Origin of the sequence: Saccharothrix obliqua (assembly GCF_019375475.1) — a bacterium.
Lineage (GTDB): Bacteria > Actinomycetota > Actinomycetes > Mycobacteriales > Pseudonocardiaceae > Actinosynnema > Actinosynnema obliqua.
On record NZ_JAHXGQ010000009.1, the window covers coordinates 66,499 to 89,108 of the forward strand.

The 22,610-nt window shown below is 73.1% G+C and carries 12 protein-coding genes; 6 read left to right on the top strand and 6 right to left on the bottom strand.

Features of this window, described 5'->3' with window-relative positions; genetic code table 11:
* Window positions 1-87: 87 nt before the first annotated feature.
* Genes KZQ38_RS25840 through KZQ38_RS25855 form a run of 4 tightly spaced genes read left to right on the top strand, consistent with a single transcriptional unit; the run spans window position 88 to window position 10,627 of the window.
* A complete protein-coding gene (locus KZQ38_RS25840) occupies window positions 88-6,189 on the top strand; it encodes an Ig-like domain-containing protein (protein WP_219445318.1) in 6,102 nt (2,033 codons plus the stop codon).
* Window positions 6,190-6,216: 27 nt separating this feature from the next.
* Window positions 6,217-7,185 carry an AAA family ATPase gene (locus KZQ38_RS25845; protein WP_219445320.1) on the top strand — a complete coding sequence of 323 codons (969 nt, stop codon included), beginning with the start codon at window positions 6,217-6,219 and terminating at the stop codon, window positions 7,183-7,185.
* A complete protein-coding gene (locus KZQ38_RS25850) occupies window positions 7,182-8,327 on the top strand; it encodes a DUF58 domain-containing protein (RefSeq protein WP_219445321.1) in 1,146 nt (381 codons plus the stop codon). Before KZQ38_RS25845 ends, KZQ38_RS25850 begins: the two co-directional genes overlap by 4 nt.
* A complete protein-coding gene (locus KZQ38_RS25855) occupies window positions 8,324-10,627 on the top strand; it encodes a transglutaminase TgpA family protein (RefSeq protein WP_219445322.1) in 2,304 nt (767 codons plus the stop codon). Before KZQ38_RS25850 ends, KZQ38_RS25855 begins: the two co-directional genes overlap by 4 nt.
* An 88-nt stretch (window positions 10,628-10,715) precedes the next feature.
* On the opposite strand, the gene KZQ38_RS25860 is transcribed toward KZQ38_RS25855, so the two are convergent.
* Window positions 10,716-13,370 (bottom strand): M4 family metallopeptidase, encoded by a 2,655-nt coding sequence (locus KZQ38_RS25860; protein WP_219445323.1) that lies wholly within the window; start codon window positions 13,368-13,370, stop codon window positions 10,716-10,718.
* A gap of 562 nt (window positions 13,371-13,932) precedes the next feature.
* Complete coding sequence (locus tag KZQ38_RS25865; RefSeq protein ID WP_219445324.1) at window positions 13,933-14,757, bottom strand: oxidoreductase; 825 nt, start codon at window positions 14,755-14,757, stop codon at window positions 13,933-13,935.
* 88 nt (window positions 14,758-14,845) lie between these two features.
* Here KZQ38_RS25865 and KZQ38_RS25870 point away from each other — a divergent pair, with 88 nt between their 5' ends.
* Complete coding sequence (locus KZQ38_RS25870; protein WP_219445325.1) at window positions 14,846-15,730, top strand: LysR family transcriptional regulator; 885 nt, start codon at window positions 14,846-14,848, stop codon at window positions 15,728-15,730.
* Here KZQ38_RS25870 and KZQ38_RS25875 read toward each other — a convergent pair.
* The 3 genes from KZQ38_RS25875 to KZQ38_RS25885 are packed head-to-tail and all read right to left on the bottom strand — an operon-like array spanning window position 15,727 to window position 19,572.
* The gene (locus tag KZQ38_RS25875; protein ID WP_219445326.1) at window positions 15,727-17,766 is read right to left on the bottom strand and encodes an iron ABC transporter permease; all 2,040 of its coding nucleotides are present in this window, start codon (window positions 17,764-17,766) and stop codon (window positions 15,727-15,729) included. The genes KZQ38_RS25870 and KZQ38_RS25875 overlap by 4 nt on opposite strands.
* A gap of 1 nt (window position 17,767) precedes the next feature.
* Complete coding sequence (locus KZQ38_RS25880) at window positions 17,768-18,733, bottom strand: ABC transporter substrate-binding protein (RefSeq protein WP_219445327.1); 966 nt, start codon at window positions 18,731-18,733, stop codon at window positions 17,768-17,770.
* 26 nt (window positions 18,734-18,759) lie between these two features.
* The gene (locus tag KZQ38_RS25885) at window positions 18,760-19,572 is read right to left on the bottom strand and encodes an ABC transporter ATP-binding protein (protein ID WP_219445328.1); all 813 of its coding nucleotides are present in this window, start codon (window positions 19,570-19,572) and stop codon (window positions 18,760-18,762) included.
* A gap of 256 nt (window positions 19,573-19,828) precedes the next feature.
* On the opposite strand from KZQ38_RS25885, the gene KZQ38_RS25890 reads away from it, so the two are divergent.
* Window positions 19,829-22,030, top strand: a complete 2,202-nt coding sequence (locus KZQ38_RS25890; RefSeq protein ID WP_219445329.1) for a terpene synthase family protein — start codon at window positions 19,829-19,831, stop codon at window positions 22,028-22,030.
* A gap of 7 nt (window positions 22,031-22,037) precedes the next feature.
* On the opposite strand, the gene KZQ38_RS25895 is transcribed toward KZQ38_RS25890, so the two are convergent.
* The gene (locus KZQ38_RS25895) at window positions 22,038-22,466 is read right to left on the bottom strand and encodes a winged helix-turn-helix transcriptional regulator (protein WP_219445331.1); all 429 of its coding nucleotides are present in this window, start codon (window positions 22,464-22,466) and stop codon (window positions 22,038-22,040) included.
* Between the last annotated feature and the right edge of the window lie 144 nt (window positions 22,467-22,610).

Here is a 22,610-nt window from a genome sequence, read left to right on the forward strand (position 1 = left end):
AATAGTTATCACCGGAAGTGCAACGAACCCCGCCGGCCGCCCGATACCCGGGATTGGCAGCCTTTTCTCGCCGAGCTGGGGGATGATTTGTCTTTCCTGCGCCGACACCGCACGGCCATCGCGTCCGGGGCGGTGCTCAGCGTCGCCGCCGCGCTGCTGGTCGCCTACGCGGTCACGTCCACCGGCCACCCGGTGCGGCAGGTCGAGCTGAACGACGGCGGCGTCTGGGTCACCAGCGACCGAGACGGGCTGTTCGGACGGCTCAACAAACCGGTCGGCGCGCTGGACGGCGCCTTCTACCCGCCCGGCGGCGCGCAGCAGTCCTACCAGCTCGACATCGCGCAGGACGCCGCGGCGGTCGTCGCGTGGGACCGCGCGGGCGGCAAGCTCTACCCGGTGGACGCGGCCCGCGCGGTCGCGTTGAGCGAGCAGAGCGCCACTGTCGCGGGTTCCGCCCACGTCGCGTTGGCCGGCGGCACGCTCGCCGTGCTCGACCCCAACACCGGCAAGGTGTGGGCGGCCCGCGTGGACCCGAAGGCGGGTGTCGCGGCACTGGCCGATGTGGACGCCAAGAACCTCCCCGTGGCCGATGTGGAGGGCAAGGCGGGCATGGCGGTCGGTGTGGACGGTTCGGTGCACGTCGTCGCCGAGTCCGGCAAGACCGCCACCGTCCGCCCGAACGGCACGGGTTTCGGGTCGCCGGAGCGGGGCGACCTCGGCCGCGCGTTGCGTGAACCGCGGGTGACTGCGGTCGGCGAGCAGATGGCCGTCGTGGACGGCGGGTCCGGCACGGTGTTCCTGCCGGACGGCGTCACCGCGTCGGTCGGCGTGGACGCGGTGCCCCAGCAGCCCGGCCCGCCGGCGGACGACCTGGTCGTCGCCACCAGGAGCGCGCTGAAGTCGGTGCGGTTGGCCGGCGGCGTCCAGGACCTGTACCAGGCCAAGGGCGAACCCGCCGCGCCGGTGCGCCTCGCCGGCTGCGTGCACGCCGCGTGGGCGGGCGCCGAGGGCGGTTACGCCCGGTCGTGCGGTGGCGCGCCGGTCGGCCCCGGCAACCTCGCGGACGAGCAGGCGCTGGTGAAGCCGGTGTTCCGGGTGAACCGGACCGCGGTGGTGCTGAACGACCTCGACACCGGCGCGGTGTGGGACCTCGCGACGCAGCGCAAGGTCGACGACTGGTCGTCGGTGAAGCCACCGCCGGAGCAGGACCGCAGCGACCGGGAGAACGAGGAGAACACCACCGACGCCGCACGCGACCAGCCGCCGAAGGCCGTGGACGACGTGCTGGGCGCGCGACCCGGCCGCACCACCGTGCTCCACGTGCTGGACAACGACTCCGACCCGTCCGGCGACATCCTCGCCGTGTCCGAGGTGACCGCGCCGGACAACCCGGGCGCCACGCTCGCCATCGCGCCGGACGGCCAGACCGTCGAGGTGACCCTGCCCGAGGGCAGCGGTGACGTGCACTTCCGGTACACGGTGGACGACGGGCGCGGCCTCAACGCGTCGGCCGCGGTGACCGTGCAGGCCCGCACGCCGGACCAGAACACCGCGCCCGCCGTGCGCGCGGGTGCGAAACCGCGGGACTGGGCGGTCGTGTCCGGCGGTCGGCTGACCATGCCGGTGCTGGCCGACTGGCGTGATCCCGACGGCGACCCGATCGTCCTGGTGGCGGCGAGTTCGCCGGCCGGTGTCGCGACCACCACGCCCGCCGGCTTCGTGGAGTTCGCCGCGCCCGTCGCGGGCGGCAGCATCCCGGTCGACTTCGAGGTGACCGACGGCGTGGGCGAGGCGACCCGCGGTTCGGAGCGGGTGGCCGTGCAGGCGGCGACGGACTCCACGACGGTCGCGCCGACCGCGCAGCCCGACGTGGCACGCGGGCAGGTGGGCCGACCCGTGGAGATCCAGCCGCTGGACAACGACCTGCCCGGCGCGGACCCGACCGACCCGACCGCCGTGCTGCGCCTGGCCACCGAACCCGCCACGCCGGAGGGCGTCCGCGTCGTCACCGACCTGAAGGCGGGCACCATCACCGTCACCGGCGGCAAGCCGGGCACGCTGGTGCTGGAGTACACCGCCGCGTTCGGCAACGCGCCGTTCGCCAAGGCGGCCATCCGGGTCGACCTGGCCGCCGCGCCCGACTCGCCCGCGCCGCCGGTCGCGATGCCGGACACGGCCGTGCTGCGTGGTCAGCAGCCGGTGCTGGTGGACGTGCTGGCGAACGACTTCAGCCCGTCCGGCGCGCTGCTCGCGGTGCAGGCGGTGACACCGGCGGGCACGCAGCTCGAAGCGGCCGTGGTGAAGGGGCGCTGGCTGCGGATCAACGCGCTCGACCCGGTGCTGGAGCCCAACCCGCAGCTCATCCGGTACACCGTCACCGACGGCGTCACGGGCGCGGTGAACGGCGAGGTCACCGTCACCCAGCTCCCGCCGCCCGACGACGACACGCCCGTGCCGAAGGACGACCACGCGACCGTGCGCGCGGGTGACGCGGTGGAGATCCCCGTGCTGGACAACGACACCGCGCCCGCCGGCGGCACGCTGTCCCTCCAGGCCAACGTGCGTGACGCGCCCGAGCGGGGGCGGTTGAACACCGTGACCCGCGACGGCCGCACCGACGTGGGCACGGCCTACGTGGCGGGCAGGCTGGTCCGGTTCGTCGCACCGACCTCGGTGGACACGCCGACGACGGTGACGGTGGAGTACGTGGCGCAGAACGCGGCGGGCGACCAGGCCACCGGCCGCGCGCACGTCGTGGTCAACCCCGCGCCCACCCCGGCCACGCCGAACCAGCCGCCGTCGCCGCGCCCGGTCGAGGTGCGGGCCGTCGCGGGCGACACCGCGGTGGTCCCGGTGGCCACCAGCGGCGTCGACCCGGACGGCGACTCGGTCTCGGTGACCGGCACCGGCTCGCCCGCCGCGCTCGGCCGCGTGCTCGGGTTGAGCGCCACTTCGCTGACCTACCAGGCGTTCCCGGGCGCCGCGGGCACCGACCAGTTCACCTACGTGGTGACCGACTCGCACGGCAGGCGCGCCGAGGCGGCGGTGCGCGTGGCGGTCGTGCCGCCGGGCGACCCGCAGCCGCCGGTCGCCGTGGACGACGTGGTGACCGCCGCGCCGGGAACCGAACTCGTGGTCGACGTGCTGGCCAACGACTTCCGCGACGACACCGCCGAGCTGGAACCGCTCGCCGCGCGCAACCCCGGCGTGCAGGTGACCGGCGAGGACGGCCTGGTCAAGCTCACCGCGCCGAAGGCGGACGGCAAGCCGACGGTCGTCGCGTACGGCATCAGCAACGGCATCGGCCGCATGTCGGTCGCCACGCTCACCGTGCGCGGCCAGGAGGACTACAACGCGCCGCCCACCGCGGGCGACCTGTTCCCGCGCCCCGCGGTCGACGCGCGGACCGCCGAGGTGGAGCCGCTGAAGGAGGCGGGCGACCAGGACAGCGCCGAGCTGAAGATCACCCGCGTGTTCGCCGACGACGCCAAGGTGTCCGGCGACCGGGTGACCGTGCCGGTCGGCGAGCACCCGCGCACCATCGCCTACGAGATCGCCGACGACGGCGGCGCGACCGGCGTCGGCCTGATCCACGTGCCCGCGCCCGGTTCCGGCGCGCCCTACGCCAGGCCCGACCAGCTCATCGAGGTGCCGGTGGACGGCTCGGTGACCGTCGCGGTCGCCGACCACCTGGTGACGCCGTCCGGCAAGCGGCCCCGGCTGACCCTCGCCGACCGGGTGTGGGCCGCGCCCGCCGGCCTGGCCGTCGCCGCGCGGGGCGACCGGGAACTGGTGCTCACCGCGAAGAACGGCTACACCGGCCCGGCCGCGATCACGTTCGAGGTCACCGACGGCGAAACCCTCACCGACGGCCTGACGTCCGTGGTCACCATCCCGGTGCAGGTCGGGCCGGACACGCCCGTGCTGCGCTGCCCGGACGGCGCGCTGACCCTGATCGAGGGCGGCGTGCCGGTGAAGGTGGACGTGACGACGGTCTGCCACGTGTGGGTCGCCGACCGGTCCAAGGTGGGGGAGCTGCGTTACTCCGCGTCGTGGAAGGACAAGCCGGAGGGCGTGTCGGTCGACGGCTCGGGCGGCCGGGTGCTGTCCATCTCGGCCGCCGCCGGCGCGCAGCCCGGCTCCACCGGCGTGCTGGAGGTGTCCGTCGACGGCGCGGGTGCGGCGAAGGCGTTCCTCGCGGTGCGGGTGACCGGCGCGCCGCCGCCCTCGGTCTCGCCGGTCACCGTGGACGGTGTGAAGGCGGGTGACACGGCGACGGTGAACCTCCTGCCGTACGTGCGCTCCGCGCTGCGCGACCAGCGGGTGTCCGTGGTGGCGGTGAACCAGGTGTCCGGCGGCGGCGCGTCTGTCAACCCGGAGGGGTCGTCGGTGCGCATCACGCCCAACGCGGACACCAACGGCCAGTTGGTGTTCAACGTCGTCGTCACCGACGTGCCCGACACCTCGCGCGACGACCGCAAGGTCACCGGCCGGATCACGGTGAACGTGCTGGGCGCGCCGGACGCGCCGGGCACGCCCGTGCCGGGTCGCTCGGTGCAGAGCAAGGTGGTGGAGCTGTCGTGGTCCGCGCCCGCGAGCAACGGCGCGCCGATCGACTCCTACGAGGTGGACTACGGCAGCGGCAAGCAGACGTGCGCCGCGTCGCCGTGCGCCATCACCGGTCTGACCAACGGCACCGCGTACACGTTCACCGTCCGCGCCCACAACCTGGTCGGCTGGAGCCGGCCCAGCGGCCGGTCCGAGTCGGCGCAGCCGAACACGGTGCCGGGCGCGGTCACCGGGCTGACCGCGTCCGACCCCGGTGACGGCACGTTGCGGCTGAGCTGGTCGGCCGCGCAGAACGACGGCTCGGCCGTGCTGCGGCACGAGATCTCGTGGGCGGGCGGCGGCCGGGCCACGGCCAACGGCACCAGCACCACCGTGACCGGCCTGGACAACGAGGCCAGGTACGTGTTCACGGTGATCGCCGTCAACGCGCAGGGTCCCGGCCCGTCCGCGACCGTCGCGGGCCAGTCGTCGGGCACGCCCGCGCGTCCCGCGCCGCCGACGTTCTCCGCGGCCGACGGCACCGGCGGGTCGTCCAAGGCCGTGACGGTGTCGTGGGCGGCGGTGAGCCCCAACGGCCCCGGACCCACGACGTACACGGTGCGCCGCTCCGGCCGGGGGGACAAGACGGTCTGCTCCGACGTCACGGCCACCAGTTGCGCCGATGACGGGCTGGCCAACGACGGCACCGTCTACAGCTACACGGTGACCGCGTCCAACGCGTCCGGCCACACGTCGCCGCCGTCCGCGCCCGCGGAGCTGGAGGCGACGTCCACCCCGGACCCGATCACCAACTTCACCGCCGAGCCGACCGGCCGCGACGGGCAGGCGGAGATCACGTTCGACGCGCCGCCGTCGCACGGTCGCAGCAACACGGTGTCGTGCACGTGGAGCGGCGGGTCGTGCGGCACGTGGACCTATCCCGTGGACGGTCGGGAGAACGTCTCCTACACGATCAACGGCCTGCCCAACGGCGAAGCGGTGCCCATCACGCTCCAGTCGTGCAACGGCAGCGGTGGCGGCTCGCACGCGGGCAACCCGTGCAACACGCCCGCCGTCGCCGAGGTGACCGCCTACGGGCCCATCAAGGACCTGGAGATCACCACGTGCGGCTGCGGTGACGAGGTCGAGTTCACCATCTCCGTGAACCCCAACGGCAAACCGGCCACGGTGGAGGTCGAGACCAGCAAGCAGAAGCAGACGTTCACCACCGAGGTCGGCCTGTGGACGTGGAAGGGCAGCGACAAGGTCGGCTACGACGGCACAGACACCATCAAGGTCACCGTGTCCGACGAGGGACGGAAGTCGGTGACCCGCACCAAGACCCAGGACACCCCGCCGCCACCGCCTTCGGTGACCGTGTCCAAGGGCGCGGCGTGCGGCCCGAGCGGCTGCACCGGCACCACCACGTGCACCACCGACGCGTGCGCGTACATCACCGTGCAGACCAAGAACTTCCCCGGCCCGGTGACGTGCACCTTCACCAGCGACCGCGGCTCCGACGGCTTCGTCGACGAGGCGTTCGGGCCGAACGAGACCAAGCAGACCCGCAACTACTACGGCTACCCCGGCGAACTCGTCCACGTCACGTGCGGCGGCGTTAAAGCCAAGATGACCTGGTAGCGGAAGACGATCGAGAAAAGGAACCCCATGGCGGCCTCACCCGAGCAGGCGCGCATGTTCGCGCAGACCTTCGACCAGATGGTGCTGAACATCTCGCGCGCCATCGTCGGCAAGGACGACGTGGTGCGCCTGGCGCTGACGTGCCTGCTGTCCGAGGGCCACCTGCTGCTGGAGGACTACCCCGGCACCGGCAAGACGTCCCTGGCCAAGGCGCTCGCCGGCACCGTGCAGGGCTCGAACGCGCGCATCCAGTTCACGCCCGACCTGCTGCCGTCGGACGTGACCGGCGTGCAGGTGTACGACCAGCGCACCCAGCAGTTCGAGTTCCGGCCCGGCCCGGTGTTCCACTCCATCGTGCTGGCCGACGAGATCAACCGCGCGTCGCCGAAGACCCAGTCGGCGTTGCTGGAGGTGATGGAGGAGGGCCGCGTCACGGTCGACGGCGTGACCCGCCCGGTGGGCAGCCCGTTCATGGTGATCGCCACCCAGAACCCGATCGAGCAGGCGGGCACGTACCGGCTGCCGGAGGCCCAGCTCGACCGCTTCCTGATGAAGACCAGCGTCGGCTACCCGGACCACAACGCCACCGTGGCGCTGCTCGCCGACGCCGCCACGCGCGACCGGACGCAGGCGTTGCGGCCGGTGATCTCCGGGCAGGCCGTGGCCCAGATGGCGGCCGTCGCCGACCAGGTGCACGTGGACCCCGCCGTGCTCGGGTACGTCAGCAGGCTCGCCGAAAGCTCGCGGACGCACCCGCACGTGCGGCTCGGCGTGTCGGTGCGCGGCTGCCTGGCCTACGTGCGGTGCGCGAAGACGTGGGCCATCGCGCAGGGCCGCACCTTCGTGGGTCCGGACGACGTGAAGGCGTTGGCGCTGCCCGTGCTCGGCCACCGCATCCTGCTGCGCACCGAGGCGCAGTTCGACGGCGTCACCGTCGAGCAGGTGGTGGGCCAGCTCCTCGCGGACGTCGTGCCGCCGGTCGAGCGGGTCGCGTGAAGCGCCTGGTCGAGCTGCTCGGCGTGGTCACCCCGCTGGGCCGCGTCGTCGCGCTCGGCTCGCCGGTGCTGTGGTGCGCGGGCGCGGTGCTGGGGTGGGCGGAACTGGTGCTCGCGGGCGCCACCGGGTTGCTCGTGTTCGGCCTCGCGTGCCTGCTCACGCTCGGTCGCGCGACGTTGCGGGTGCGCGTCGACCTGGAGCGGCAGCGGGTCGTCGTCGGCAGGCAGGTGGAGTGCGTGGTCGACATCGCCCGCACCGCCGGCGGCCGGCTGTCGCCGCTGACGCTGGAACTGCCGGTGGGCGACGAGGTCGAGGTGTTCGACGTGCTGGGCGGCGGTCGGCGGGCGTTCACCATCCCGACCCGCCGGCGTGGCGTGCTCCAGGTCGGCCCGGCGACCACCGTGCGCGGCGACCCGCTCGGGCTGCTGCGCCGCACCGTCACCTGGACCGACCCGGTGGAGCTGTTCGCGCACCCGGTGACCGTGCCGCTGGAGCCGCTGACCGCGGGCCTGCTGCGTGACCTGGAGGGCCGCACCACGGCCGACCTGTCGATGAGCGACCTGGCGTTCCACGCGCTGCGCGAGTACGCGCCCGGCGACGACCAGCGCCACATCCACTGGCGTTCGTCGGCCAAGCTCGCCACGCCCGGCACGTTCCTGGTCCGGCAGTACCTGGACACCCGCCGCGCGCACCTGGCGGTCGTGGTGGACGGGCACGCCGCCTCCTACCCGGACGAGGAGCACTTCGAGACCGCCGTGTCGGTGGGCGCGTCCATCGCCGCGCGGGCCATCACCGACGAGGTGGAGACGACCGTGCTGGCCGCCGGGCAGGTCGCGCACCGGGCGGGCGTGCGACCCGCGTTGGACGCGTTGACCCGCTGCGACGTCGGGCCCGAGCCGCCGGCCGCGCTCGCCGCGCGGACCTCGCGGGTCATGCCGGACGTGACCACGGCGGTCGTGGTGACCGGGCCGGTGCTGTCGTTCGCCGACCTCCAGGCCGTGCGGTCGGCGTTCGCCGCCGAGGTGCGCACGGTCGTGGTGCGGGTCGACCACGGCGGCCGGACCGGGCTGGTGGGCGACATCCTGACGCTGCGCGAGCTGGGTGACCTGCCGGTGCTGCTCGCCGGGGGTGGTCTCGGGTGAGGCCGGTGCCGCCGCGGCGGTCGGACCTGGCCGACGCGGGTTTCCTCGCCGCGCTGTTCGCGTTGGCGTTGCTGGGTTTCCACCCCACCTACACGGGGTGGGCGTTCTTCGGGGTCGGCCTCGCCGGGCTGGCGCTCGGCGTGCTGGTCGGCTTCCTCGCCGCCGGTCCGCGGCAGCCGGTGATCACCGTGGCGTTCCTGACGGTCGTGGTGTTCTTCCTGCTCGGCGGCGTGGTCGCGACGCGTGAGCGGGTCTTCGCCGGCGTGCTGCCGACCGCGGACAGCGTCACCGGCCTCGCCGAGCTGTCGGTGCACGCGTGGAAGCAGCTGCTGACCACGCTGCCGCCGGTGGACGGCTCGGGGCCGCTGCTGGTGATCCCCTACATCCTGGGCCTGCTGTGCGGTGCGGGCGGCTGTGCGCTGGCCCGCCGGCTGAGCGCGCCCGCCGCGCCGCTGGCCGCGCCGCTGCTGGTGCTGGCGGCCGTCATCCTGCTCGGCACGGGCGAGGAGTCCTGGACCGTGCTCGGCGTCGGGTTCGCCGTGGTCGCGCTGGCGTGGGCCGGTGTGCGGTCGCGGCGCGGAAGGCGGTCCACGTCCGGCGGCGCGCGGCGGGCGGCCACCGCGCTGGCGCTGCTCGGCGTCGGCGGTGGGGTGGTCGGCGTGCTCGGCGCGCTGCTGCCCGGCGCGGCGCACCGGGTGGTGTTGCGGGACTACGTGGAGCCGCCGTTCGAGATCGGCGTGTACGCGAGCCCGCTGGTCGGGTTCCGCAAGTACAGCGAGAACGCCAACCAGCTGTGGGACCAGGTGTTGTTCCGGGTGACCGGGCTGCCCGAGGGCGAGCGGGTGCGGATCGCCGCGCTCGACGACTACGACGGCTCCGTGTGGGCCGCGACCAACGGCAGCGGGCAGTCCGCCGGTTTCCAGCGGGTCGGCGCGCGCATCCCGGCGGGTGACGGGCGCGCGGTGGAGCTGACCGTGACCGTGGAGGCCGCGTACGAGTCGGCCGAGGAGGTCAACGCGTGGCTGCCCGGCGCGGGCCGGGCCACCCGCATCGAGTTCACCGGGCCGCGGGCCGCGGCACACGCCGAGCAGCTCCGGTACAACCTGGCCACCTCGTCCGGCGTCGTCGCGGACCGGCTGCGCGCGGGCGACCGGTACACCGTCCAGGCGGTGCTGCCACCCGGCGGGCTGCCCGACGACGTGCAGCCGTACGGGCGGCCCGCGTTGTCGGAACTGGCGTTCGTGCGCGGCAAGGCCCAGCAGTGGGCGGGCGGCGCGTCGACGCTCGGCGCGAAGCTCCGCGCCGTCGCCGCCCACCTGCGGGACAACGGCGCGTACACCGACGGGGGTCCCGGCGAGACCGAGTACCTGCCCGGTCACGGCCTGGCGCGGATGTCGGCGTTCTTCAACGCGCCCAAGCCGGTCGGCGACGACGAGCAGTACGCCGCGGCCTACGCGCTGGTCGCCAACCACCTCGGCATCCCGGCGCGGGTCGTGCTCGGCGCGACGCCCGGCGCGGACGGCGTGGTGCGCGGGCAGGACGTCCACGCGTGGGTGGAGCTGCACGTCGCGGACGGGCGGTGGGTGCCGGTGACCGACTTCGTGCCCGACCGGTCCAAGCGGCCGGACCGCCAGCCGCCGCAGCGCATCGAGAACACCGAAGCGGCCGTCGTGCCGCCGCCCAACGCCATGCGGCTGCCCGACTCGCTCACCGACGCCGGGCGCGTCGACGCCAACTCCGGTCGGCGCGGTGTCGCGCAGGACGGCGTCGTGCTGCCGTCGTGGCTGCTCGGCGTCCTCGGCTGGGTGGGGCCGCCGGTGCTGCTGGCGGCGGCCGTGGTGGGCGCCATCGCGTTGCTCAAGACGCGGCGGCGGGTGCGGCGGCGCACCACCGGCCCGATGGCGTTGCGGGTCGCGCAGGCGTGGCGCGACCTGGTGGACCACGGGCGGGACCTCGGCGCGCGGGTGCCGGCCGGCCGGACGCGGCTGGAGGAGGCCGAGCACCTGGCCCACGCGTGGACGGAGGAGCCCGTCGTCGCGCCCGCGCACACCTGGCCGGTGCGGGGCGCGGCCGGCGACGCGCCGCTGTTCGTGGAGCCCACCGTGGCGAGCCCGCTCCAGCTGCGCGAGCTGGCCAGGTCGGCGGACGCCGCGGTGTTCGGGCCGGGTGAGCCGACCGCCGAGGCGGTCGCGGAGTTCTGGGCGCGGGTGACCAGGGCCCGGAAGTCGCTCGGCCACGACCTGCCCCGGTGGCGTCGCCTGCGTGGCGCGGTGAGCCTGCGCTCGTTCCGCGCGCCCTGACACCCCGGGCAAGACCAGGGGCGGTCACCGACCCAGCCAGGCAGGTGACCGCCCCTGTGCTCAGGTGAGCGGTTGGTGGTGCGTCAGATCAGCAAGCGCCCTGGTCCTGCCAGACGGCCCAGGAACGGGGGTCGCTCGGCACCGCGCCGGTGGAGTACCAGATGGACTTCCACTTGTGGCCCTCGTACGACACCACGTCGTCCGGCACGTAGGCCGTGCTCTCGCTCCACGCCGGGATGCCGTCGCAGCCGCCCGGACCGCCGCCGTCGGTCACCTCGAGGGTGTAGGTGGCGGTGTGGTTGGTGTCGGTCCCGGTGGCCGTCACGGTGATCGTGTAGCGGCCCGCGGGCGTGGCCGAGGTGGTGGCGATCGCCAGGGTCGACGACTCGCCCGACTCGACCGAGACCGGGGTGAAGGTGGCCGTCGCGCCGGTCGGCAGGCCCGACGCCGCGAAGTACACCTTGTGCGGCGAACCGGCCGTGGTGGTCGTCTTCACCGTCGTCGTCGCCGACTCACCCTGCTTCGCCGAGCCGTTGGCCGGGTCGATGACGACCGAGAAGTCGTTCCTCGGCGGCTGGTCCCCGACCTTGAGCTGGTAGGTGGCCGTGTGCGTGACGTTCGCACCGGCGGCCGTGACGGTCACCGGGTACGTGCCGTTGGGCGTCGTCGCCGCCGTGGCGATGGTCAGCTTGGCCGACTCGCCGGACGCCAGGCTCGACGGGTCGAAGGTCGCGGTCGCGCCGGTCGGCAGGCCGGAGGCGCTGAGCGTGATCTTCTGCGCCGCGCCGGACGTCACCGTGGTGCCGACCGTCGTGGTGGCGGTGCCGCCCGGCTGGACCTCACCGCTGTTCGGGTTGAGCGCGACGGCGAAGTCGTTCTTCGGCGGCTCGTTGCCCACCGTCAGGTTGTACGTGACGGTGTGCGCCTGGGTGCCCTGGCCGCGGACGGTCAGCGGGTAGGTGCCCGCCGCCGTGCCCGCCGCCACCTGGACGGTCAGCGTCGCCGACTGGCCCGAGGTCACCGACTCCGGGCTGATCCGCGCGGTCACGCCGGACGGCGCGCCGGACACGCTCAGCGCGACCGAGTGCGCGGAGCCGGAGACCGTCGTGGTCTTCACCGAGGACGTCGCCTGACCACCCGGCTGGACGGTGCCCGAGGACGGGCTCAGCTCCAGGCTGAAGTCGTTCTGCGGCACCGGGGTGCAGGTCGGCTCACCGGACTGCGCGGGCACGCTGATGGCCTGCCACGCCGCCTTCACCGTGTTGTACTGCACGCACGTCGGGTCGAGCGCCTTGGCGGCGGTGAGGGTGGCCACGCGGTACTTGAAGTGCGTCATGGACGACGTCTTCAGCAGCATCGCGTTGTAGAACACGCGACCGGCGGCCTGGATGCCGATGCCCTGGACGCTGGAGCCGTCGCAGGTCGGGCTGCTCGGCTTGCCGCCACCCGGGTTGGAGCCCTCGGACAGCAGGTAGAACCAGTGGTTCAGCGGACCCGCCGCGGCGTGCACCTCGGTGTTCGGGATCGAGCTGGTCCAGCAGTTCGGGTGGTTGCTGACGGCCTTCGGGTTGTACATGTTCCGGATCGGGCCGGAGCCGGTGAGGTTGATCGTCTCGCCGACCAGGAAGTCCGGGGTGTCGTACGGGGACGGCTCGGCGGTGTACGCCTCGGTCAGCGCGCCGAAGATGTCACCGGTCGCCTCGCCCAGGCCCGCCTCGCGACCCGCGCCGCCGGGGGTGTACTGGTCGATGGCGTGGCCGTGCTCGTGGCCCACGACGTCCATGGACGCGATCCACTGGTTCCGGTTGTTGCGACCGATCTCGATGTGGTCACCGGTCCAGTACGCGTTCACCGCGTTCAGGCCGACCTGGACCGTGACGCCACCACCGTTGCCGTTGATGCCGTTGCGGCCCAGCCATTTCTTCAGCATGTCCCACTGGTGCTGGGTGGACCACAGCGTGTCGGCGCAGCCGGTTTCCTTGCTGGTGGCCTGGCCGTTGCCGAAGGAGTCGTTCGACTTGGTGAACGGCTGCTTGGTGGAGTAGTCCACGCAGCGCACACCCTGCCGCGTGGGGTCCACCGTGCTGTTGTTGCTGGTGTCGATCTTCAGCGGGTTCGGGCCGTTCCACTCGCTGTTGCCCGTGCCCGCGCGGACGTCGTCCACCTGGTCCTCGACCGCGCCCGTGTGGGCGTTGACGTAGACGTGCAGGTTGCTCGGCGTGCCGTTGCGCTGGCCCTTGACGACCACCTCGTAGACCAGCTTGCCGCTGCCCTGGTCGCTCGCGAGGACGGACAGGGTGCCGCCCTCGACCGCGTCCACCTTGGACAGCTGGGCGCGGGCGATGGACTTCGCCCGCTGGACGCTGATCTTCGCCCTGGTGTCGACCGCGAGACCGCCTTCGTTGGCGGCCACGGTCTCCAGGACCTTGCCCGCGGCGTCGGTGGCGACGACCGCGTCACCGCCCACGACGGGCAGTCCCTTGTAGGTGCGGTCGTAGGACACGTAGTACAGGTCCTTGCGACCGGGGATGCCACCCGTGTAGACGGCGCGGCGCTGGAACTGCTCATCGGGACCCTTGGCCAGGGCGTCCAGTCCGGACGCCGCGGCCTGGTCGGCCGCGTTCACGGCCAGGGAAAGCGGACTCGCCTGCGGTTCGGGCGCCGCTTGCGCGGTGCTCGACGCGGCTTGGACCGACAGCGCTACCAGGCCGGCGGCCAGGTAGACGCCGATACTGCGTTTCATGCCAGCTCCTCAGGCACGCAGGGAATACCGAGGACTCGGACGACGAATGTCCCAGTCACGAGCGGCGGCCTCGGCTAAACAGGTCCTGTGTAACGCGCACGGTCTAACCCATCGAGGATTAACCGTTGCCAGTTCCCGAAATTGAGCTGTTCGGGGCAAATGTCCAGGACCAGCCGGTGGGGTGGTCATAATGCGGGATCAATGGGTTTTCGGTATGCCGCCGAACGGTCCCGTCCGAATGGGTGCCGAACCATTTTCCACGACTGCGGTGTCCACTTGCGGATAATGTCCGACTCGGGACAACCCGACCCGCTCCCGCGCCACCAACTGATACCCGCGCGCCCACCCGGCCACACCCGGCGACCGCCGGGTTCACCCCGATGCACCATCGGGCAGCGCCGGGCGGACCGGGTGGCACCGCGCGTACCGGGCGCCACTGGGCAGCGCCGCGCGCACCGGGCAGCGCCGGGCGGACCGGCACCACTGCACTCGGCCTCACCACGCGAACCGATGCACCACCGGGAGCCACCGCGTGCACCGGTGCGCCGGGACCCGGTCGGGCTCAGAGGTCGGTCGCCGCGGCGGTGGCGCGCCAGGACTCCGCCTCGGCCAGGGTGTCGCGCAGCTTGGCGGTGATGGCCTCGTGCGCGTCGGCGCCCAGCGGGAGGCGCAGGGGCGTGCGGTCGGCCTCCAGGGCGGCGAGGATGGCCTCCGCCGCCTTGGCCGGGTCGCCCGGCTGCGTGCCGTGGATGGTGCGGGCGCTCGCGCGGGCCTCGGCGGTCGTCGCGGCGTAGTCGGGGATCTCCGGCGCTTGGCGGAGGTCGCGCGCCACGTCGGTGCGGAACGCGCCCGGCTCGACGATCAGGACCTTGATGCCGAGCGGCGCGACCTCCGCCGCGAGCGCCTCGGAGTGGCCTTCGAGCGCGAACTTCGCCGTGCAGTAGGCCGACATGCCCGCCCACGAGACCTGGCCGGCCATGCTGGAGATCTGGACCACGGCCCCGGAGCGGCGTGCCCGCATGTGCGGCAGCACGGCCTTGGTGAGCGATATCGGGCCGTGCAGGTGGACTTCGAGCATGTAACGCAGTTCGGCGTCCGGGGTCTCCTCCACCGCCCCGACGTAGGCGTGGCCCGCGTTGTTCACGAGCACGTCGATGCGGCCGTGCCACGTGATCGCGTCCTGGACGACGTTGGCGATGGCGTTGGTGTCGGTCACGTCCAAGCGCATCGGCGTCACGCGGTCGGGGGCCATGGCGCTCAGCTCGGCCAACGCGTCGGTGTGGCGGGCGGTGGCCACCACCGTGTCCCCGGCGGCCAGGGCCCGCTCGGCGATGGCCCGGCCGAAGCCGGAGGACGTGCCCGTGATCAGCCACACTCGGTTGGTCATGCGACTAAGAAACCGGTGGGCTGCACGGTAGTCAAAGACCCTTGCCAATACGCTGGCGGCATAGATCGCGTACCGAGGGGGCACGCCCGTGGACGTCGACACCCGGGTCTTACGTTACTTCGTCGCCGTGGCCGAGCAGTTGAGCTTCACCCGTGCCGCGGAACGGCTGTTCGTCTCACAACCCGCGTTGAGCAGGCAGATCCGACAGCTCGAAGCCGACCTGCGCACCGCGTTGTTCGCCCGCACCAGCCGGGAGGTCCGCCTCACCGCGGCGGGCGAGGCGTTGTTGCCGATGGCCAGGGGGCTCATCGCCGATTGGCAGGCCGCGCAACGCGAGGTGCGCGGCGCGGTGGCGGTGAAGGTCCTGCGCATTGGTTTCGAGGCCACCGGCGCCGGTCCGCTGACGACCAGGGCCCGCACCGCGTTCGCCGCGGCGCACCCGGACGTGGCGGTCGAGCCCAAGCGGTTCGACTGGGGCGGCGAGGTCGCCGCGTTGCGGGACGGGGTGGTGGACACCGCCTTCATCTGGTTGCCCGCCGACACCTCGGGCCTGCACGCCGAGGTGGTGGCGATCGAGCCCCGGTACGTGGGGCTCGCCGTGTCGCACCCGCTGGTGGCGCGGGAGAGCGTCGGCATCCTGGACCTGCGCGACGAACCGCTGATGTGGACGCGGAAGGCGCCCCGGCCGTGGGTCGACTGGTGGGCGGTCAACCCGCGGCCGGACGGGTCGGAACCCGTGTGGGGACCGGAGAACGACAACGTCGAGGAGATGCTGGAGCACGTGGCGGCGGGCGCCGCGGTGTGCATCGGGCCGGAGTCGATGGCGTGCTACTACGCGCGTCCCGACCTGGCCTGGCGGCCCATCGTCGACATACCCCCGCTCCGCATCGCGCTGGCCCGGCCGGTCGACGGGGCGAACCCGCTGGCCGTCGACTTCGCGGACGTGGTGCGGGAGCTGTCGCACGTGGTCTAGGCGGCCTCCCTGGTGCGCCAGAGCAGCAGCACGAAGTAGGGCGTGCCGACCAGCGCGATCACCAGGCCCGCCGGGATCTGGGCCGGCGCGATCACCGTGCGCCCCACCGTGTCCGCCACGCTCACCAGGATCGCGCCGATCGCGGCGGCCACCGGCAGGACCCGCCGGTGCCGACCGCCGACGAGCGAGCGGGCCAGGTGGGGCGCCACCAGGCCGACGAACGCCACGACGCCGATCGCCGCCACCGCCGTCGCGGCCAGGACGCCCGCCGCCACCAGGATCAGCAGCCGGGACCGCTCGACGCGCAGGCCGAGGATGCGTGGCGTGTCGTCGTCCAGGACGTGCAGGTCCAGCTCGCGCTGCCGCAGCCACAGCAGCGGCGTCAGCGCGAGCAGGGCGAGCGCCACCGGGACCACCTGCTCCAGGGTCCGGCCGTAGGTCGAGCCGGACATCCAGGTGAGGGCCTTCGCGGTGTTCCACGGGTCGGACGTCGCGATCAGCAGCGTGATCACGGCGATGCCGCCGGACCACGTGGCGATGCCGATGATCACCAGCCGGTCGGGGTCCAGGCCCGAGCGCCACGCCAGGCCGTACACGAGGGCGAACACCACCGCCGCGCCCAGGCCGGCCGCGCCCGCGATCTGCCACGCGCCGGCCAGCGGCACGAGGGTGATCAGGGTGATCGCGCCGACGCCCGCGCCCGCGGTGATGCCGAGCAGACCCGGTTCCGCCAGCGGGTTGCGGCTCACCGACTGGATGCCGCAGCCCGACACGGCGAGCGCCGCGCCGGCCGCCAGCGCGGCGAGCACGCGGGGCAGCCGCTGGTCCAGCACGAACGTCAACGCCGTGCCCGTGTGGCCGCCGAGCCAGTTCACCAGGTCGCCGAGCAGCACCACGCGGTCGCCGAGCATCAGGCCGACCACGGGCGCCGCGGCGACCAGCACGACCAGGGTCACCGTGACGGTGGCCAGCCGGGTCCGCGAACCGGCCACGCCGACGCGGGCCGCGGGCGCGGTCCGCCCGTCCGCGCGGCGGCCCGAGCCCCGGTCGCGGCGGGCGAGCCAGATCAGGGCGATCGCGCCGAGGATGGTCGTGGTGACCCCGGTGGGCACGCTCAACGCCGCCGCCGGGCCCAGCGCGGCACGCAGCAGCACGTCCGCGCCCACCACGAGGAGCACGCCCACCAGGCCGGAGACCGGCAGCAGGAGGCGGTGCCTGCCCAGCCGGGGCGCGACCGGGACCAGGAGCTTGGTGATGACCGGCGCGCAGAGCCCGACGAAGCCGACCGGGCCCGCGACGGTGACCGCCGCGGCGGTGAGGGCGACCGTGAGCAGCACCGCGCCCACGCGGGTGCGCCGGACCCGCAGGCCGAGCACGGCGGCGTTGTCGTCGCCCAGCGCGAGGATGTCCAGGGACCGGCCCATGGCGATCAGCGCCGCCGTCGCGGCCAGCACGACCGGCGCCATCTGCTTGGTCGTACCCAGGTCGGCCACGGTCAGCGAACCGCTGCCCCAGGCGAACAGGCCGGTGGTCTCCTGCTCGTACATGAGCAGGAACAGGATGGTGAGCGACTGGAGCGCGAGGGCCACCGCCGAACCGACCAGGACCAGCCGCGGGCTGGTGCTGCCCGCCCCGGACAGGCCGAGCACGACCGCCGCCGCGGCGAGACCGCCCGCGAAGGCGGCGAAGCCCGCGGGCAGGGCGGGGAGCGTCAGGCCGAACGCCGCGATGGTCACCACGGCCAGGTGCGCGCCCGCGTTCACGGCGAGGGTGTCCGGCGACGCCAGCGGGTTGCGCGCCACGGACTGCATCCCCGCGCCCGCCACGCCGAGGGCCAGGCCCAGCAGGAGCGCGGTCAGCAGGCGCGGCAGGCGGGAGCCGGAGAGCACGGCGGCGGCGTTCTCGTCGCCCTGGCCGACCAGCGCCTGGAAGACGTCGAGCACGCCGGTGTCGGACGTGCCCTGGGTGAGGTGGACGGCGGAGAGCACGACGATGGCCGCCGTGATCCCCGCCGTCACGGCGGCGGTGCGCAACACGTCAGGCGGTCGCGGCCTTGACGAACTGGTCCGCGATGTGGCCGACCGACTTCGGCCCGCCGAACGTCCAGGTGCCCGTCTCCAGCTTGGTGATCTTCCCCGACGTCACGAACGGCAGCCGCTGCCACACCGGGTTCTGCGCCAGGCCCGTGGTGAACACGTCCTCCTCGGACGCGCTGTAGACGAAGACGGTCTTGGGGTCGGTGACCGCCGTGAGACCTTCCACGTCGGTCTGGCCGAGACCCCACTGGGCGTCGACCTCGCCGGTCCACGCGTTCTTCAGGCCCACCTGCTCGGCCGCGTCGGACACCAGCGAGCCCTTGCCGAACGGCCGGATGTTGACCGTGCTGCCCTCCAGCCAGCCGTCCGCCATCAGGAACGGCGTGCCGGTCGCGCCCTTGGCCTCCACGGCCTTGCGCCCGTCGGCGAGCTTCGCGTCCATGTCCGACAGCAGCCGGTCGCCCTCGGCGCCCTTGCCGACGACCTGGGCGATCAGCCGCACGTCCTCGCGCAGCCGGTCGAGGTTGCGGCCGGCGTCGCTGGACTTGGTCACCACCACCGGCACGTACTTCTCCAGCTGCGGCACCAGGGTCGAGTCCCGCTCGGCGGCCATCACGATCACGTCGGGGTTCAGCGCGACGATCGCGTCCACGCTGGGCTCGTTGCGCTTGCCGACGTCCTTCACCGAGCCGTCCAGCGGCACGACCGAGTCCCAGACCCGGTAGCCGGCGGCGTCGGCGACGCCGACCGGCGTGACGCCGAGCGACGTGATGATCTCGGTCTCGCCCCACTCCAGCGAGACGACGCGCTTCGCGGGCGACTTCAGCTCGACCTTCTTGCCGCGCGAGTCGGTCACGGTGACCGGGCCGCCTGCCGCGGTGCTCTCGTCCGGCGCGGCCGGGTTCTCCGTTGTGCCGCAAGCGGTCAGCACGATCGCGGCAGCCGCGATCAGGGCGGGGATGCGCATGGTGGGTGGTTCTCCGTGTCGGTTCTTCAGACTGGGCGGGGCGTGTGCCTGCCGAGCGGGCGGCAGTGGACGGCTCCGGTGACGGGGTCGTTGGCCACGTGCACCGTCACGCCGTACGCCCGCGTGAGGTGTTCGGTGGTGAGGACGTCGGCCACGTCGCCGTCGGCGACCACCCGGCCTTCGCACAGCAGCACCACCTGGTCGGCGATGATCGCCGCGTGGTCGAGGTCGTGCAGCACCACGCCGACGGCCACGTCGTGGTCGTTCGCGAGGTCGCGGACGACGTCGAGGACCTCGACCTGGTAACGCAGGTCGAGGTGGTTGGTGGGTTCGTCCAGCAGCAGCACGGACGTCTCCTGCGCCAGGCACGACGCCAGCCAGACCCGCTGCAACTCGCCGCCGGACAACTCGTCCACGCCGCGGTCGGCCATGGGCGTCACGCCGGTCAGCGCCATCGCGCGCTCGATCGCCGCCGCGCCGTCCACGTCGACACCCCGCCAGCCGGACCGGTACGGGTAGCGGCCGTAGGCGACCACGTCCCGCACGGACACCCCGGACGGGGTGGGCCGGTGCTGGGTGAGCAGCGTGACGTTGCGGGCGAACTCCTTGCCGGACAAGGCAGAACGCCACACCGCGCGCTCGCCCAGCCGCACGTCGCCGTCCTTCGGCTTGTGCAGGCGCGCGAGCGACCGCAGCACCGTGGACTTGCCGGAGCCGTTGGGTCCGACCAGCGCGGTCACCGCGCCGCGGCGCAGTTCGAGCGAGACGCCGTGCACGACGGTCCGGTCGTGGTGCGCCAGCACCAACTCGTGACCGGCAAGCAGTGCGCCCTTGGACATGAGGGGAGCCTAACCTAAGCCCGCGATTAACCCGTCCGGGCGTGACCCACTGCACTCGACAGTCCAGTCGATCATCGGTTGTGCCGCTGTGGTGCGGACACGCAGAGCATCACCGCTTGGTCCGGTGGAGGGATGCCGGAGCCCGAACGTGTGGAACCCCGGCGCGGGGGCTTGGCCCGCCCGGTCCGTGACTGGTTGCGTGCACGGAGTAGCCGCGTGACCCGGAATCGGGTCACCAGGAGGAAGGTGCCGGTCGATGCAGCCGTTCCAGTTGCCGGAGTTCTACATGCCTTACCCGGCGCGGCTGAACCCGAACCTGGAACGCGCGCGGGCGCACAGCACGGCGTGGGCGCGCCGGATGGACTTCATCGACGTGCCCCAGCACGGCACGGTGATCTGGAACGAGCAGGACCTCGCTTCCCACGACTACGCGCTGCTGTGCGCGTACACCCACCCGGACGCCTCGGCGGACGATCTCGACCTGGTGACCGACTGGTACGTCTGGGTCTTCTACTTCGACGACCACTTCGTGGAGCTGTACAAGCGCAACCCCGGCGACACCCGGGGCGCGAAGGCCCACCTGGACCGCCTCCCGCTGTTCATGCCCGTGCACGGGGCGATCACCGCCGAGCCGGAGAACCCCGTCGAGAAGGGGCTGAAGGACCTCTGGGAGCGCACCGTCCCCGCGCACTCGGCGGACTGGCGCAAGCGGTTCGCCGACAACACCAAGCACCTCCTGGACGAGTCGATGTGGGAGCTGCTGAACATCAGCGAGGGCCGCCTGGCCAACCCCGTCGAGTACATCGAGATGCGGCGCAAGGTCGGCGGCGCGCCGTGGAGCGCGAACCTGGTGGAGCACGTCACCGGCCTGGAGGTGCCCGCGGCCATCGCCCTGAGCCGTCCGCTGGGCGTGCTGCGGGACACGTTCTCCGACGCCGTGCACCTGCGCAACGACCTGTTCTCCTACGAGCGCGAGGTGCTGGACGAGGGCGAGCTGAGCAACGGCGTGCTGGTGCTGGAGAAGTTCCTCGACCTGCCCACGCAGGACGCCGCGCACGCCGTCAACGACCTGCTCACCTCGCGCCTGCACCAGTTCGAGCACACGGCCGTCACCGAGGTGCCCGCGCTGCTGGACGAGCACGCCGTGGACCCCGCGGGCAGGCTCGCCGTCGCCGCCTACGTGAAGGGGCTCCAGGACTGGCAGTCCGGCGGCCACGAGTGGCACCTGCGCTCCAGCCGGTACATGAACGAGGGGGCGCTCGACTCGGCCGGCGTGCTCGACGGACCGACGGGCCTGGGCACGCGGGCGGTGCGGTCGTTGCTCGCCACCGCGCCGCAACGGGCGCGGGCGTTCGCGAACGTGCCGTTCGCCGAGGTGCCGCCGCTGCCGGAACCCGCGCTGGACATGCCGTTCACGCTGTCGCTGAACCCGCACGTGGCGCACGCGCGCGAGGCGAGCGTGCGGTGGGCGGGTGAGTTCGGGTTCTTCACCGACCCGGCCGGCGTCTGGACCGAGGAGAAGCTGCGGGACTACGACTTCGCGGTGTGCTCGGCGGGCATCGACCCGACCGGCACGCCCGCCGAGCTGGAGGTCTCCGCGATCTGGCTGACGTGGGGCACCTACGGCGACGACTACTACCCGGCGGTGTTCGGCCGCACCGGGGACATGGCGGGCGCGCGGCTCGCGACCACGCGGCTCAAGCAGCTGCTCACCGTGACGGGCACGGCGCCGATCGAACCGGTGAGCCCGCTGGAGCGCGGCCTGGTCGACATCTGGGCCCGCACCACCGCGCCGATGCCGCCGCGCAACCGCGAGCAACTGCGTGACGCGCTCGCCACGATGCTCGACGGCTGGGTGTGGGAGCTGAAGAACCAGCACGAGAACCGGGTGCCGGACCCGGTGGACTACATCGAGATGCGTCGCGCCACGTTCGGCTCGGACCTGACGATGAGCCTGATGCGGTTCGCGCACGGCGACCTGCTGCCGCCGGAACTGCTCCGGACGCGGGCCATCCGCAACATCGAGAACTCGGCGATCGACTACGCGACGCTCACCAACGACCTGTTCTCGTACCGCAAGGAGGTCCAGTACGAGGGCGAGCTGCACAACCTCGTGCTGGTGACGCGCAGCTTCCTGGACGTCGACGTGGAGCGGGCGCACGCGTTGGTCGTGGACCTGGCCAACCAGCGGCTGCGGCAGTTCCGGCACTCGGTGGAGCGCGAGCTGCCCGCCCTGTTCGAGGAGTTCGCGCTGGACGCCGACCGGCGGGCGGCCGTCGACCGCTACGTGGGCGAGCTGCGGAACTGGATGGCGGGCATCCTCAACTGGCACCGGGTGGTGCGGCGGTACGACGAGCAGACCCTGGAGCGCCACTTCGGCCGGACGCCCGAGCCGCGCGTGCTGCGTGGACCGAGCGGGCTGGGCACGCGGTCGGCCCGGCAGTTCGCGGCCCGCTGAGGCGGCGTCACGGCTCGTCCACCCGCAGCAGGGTCAGGCCGGCGGTGTCCACCGGTTCGCGGCAGTGCGCGCACACCGTCTCCGGTCGCAGCACGTGGCCGCACGTGTGCTGCCAGACGGTCGGCGGCTCGCCCTCGGTGACGTAGCGGTCACCCCAGTCCATGAGGGCGAGCAGCACCGCGTGCAGTGCGCGGCCGGACTCGGTGAGCACGTACTCGTGCCGTGGCGGGTGGTCCTCGTAGCGGACCCGCTCCAGCAGGCCCACCTCGACCAGCTTGCGCAGCCGGGCCGCCAGGACGTCGCGGCTCGCGCCGGTGTTGCGGGCGATCCGGTCGAACCGCCGCACGCCGAGCAGCACCTCGCGCATCGCGAGCAGGCTCCACCGCTCGCCGACGACCGCCAGCGCGTTGGCGATCGAGCACTCGCGAGCCGCCACGGCACCCTCCCCACCTGGTCGGTCCGGCTTTCCAACCTACCGCACCGGCCCCGGCCGGATCCGACCTGATCGGAGGTGGGGCCGATCGGTCGGGAGTCGTTGACACGGCCTCGGCGGGGTCTCCACGCTGGACGGCGACGGGCC

What these genes read in the sequence shown, in the direction of transcription:
- KZQ38_RS25860 (WP_219445323.1), bottom strand. Translation starts at nt 13,370, where the DNA reads ATGAAACGCAGTATCGGCGTCTACCTGGCCGCCGGCCTGGTAGCGCTG.
- KZQ38_RS25880 (WP_219445327.1), bottom strand. Translation starts at nt 18,733, where the DNA reads ATGCGCATCCCCGCCCTGATCGCGGCTGCCGCGATCGTGCTGACCGCT.
- KZQ38_RS25885 (WP_219445328.1), bottom strand. Translation starts at nt 19,572, where the DNA reads ATGTCCAAGGGCGCACTGCTTGCCGGTCACGAGTTGGTGCTGGCGCAC.
- KZQ38_RS25890 (WP_219445329.1), top strand. Translation starts at nt 19,829, where the DNA reads ATGCAGCCGTTCCAGTTGCCGGAGTTCTACATGCCTTACCCGGCGCGG.
- KZQ38_RS25865 (WP_219445324.1), bottom strand. Translation starts at nt 14,757, where the DNA reads ATGACCAACCGAGTGTGGCTGATCACGGGCACGTCCTCCGGCTTCGGC.
- KZQ38_RS25845 (WP_219445320.1), top strand. Translation starts at nt 6,217, where the DNA reads ATGGCGGCCTCACCCGAGCAGGCGCGCATGTTCGCGCAGACCTTCGAC.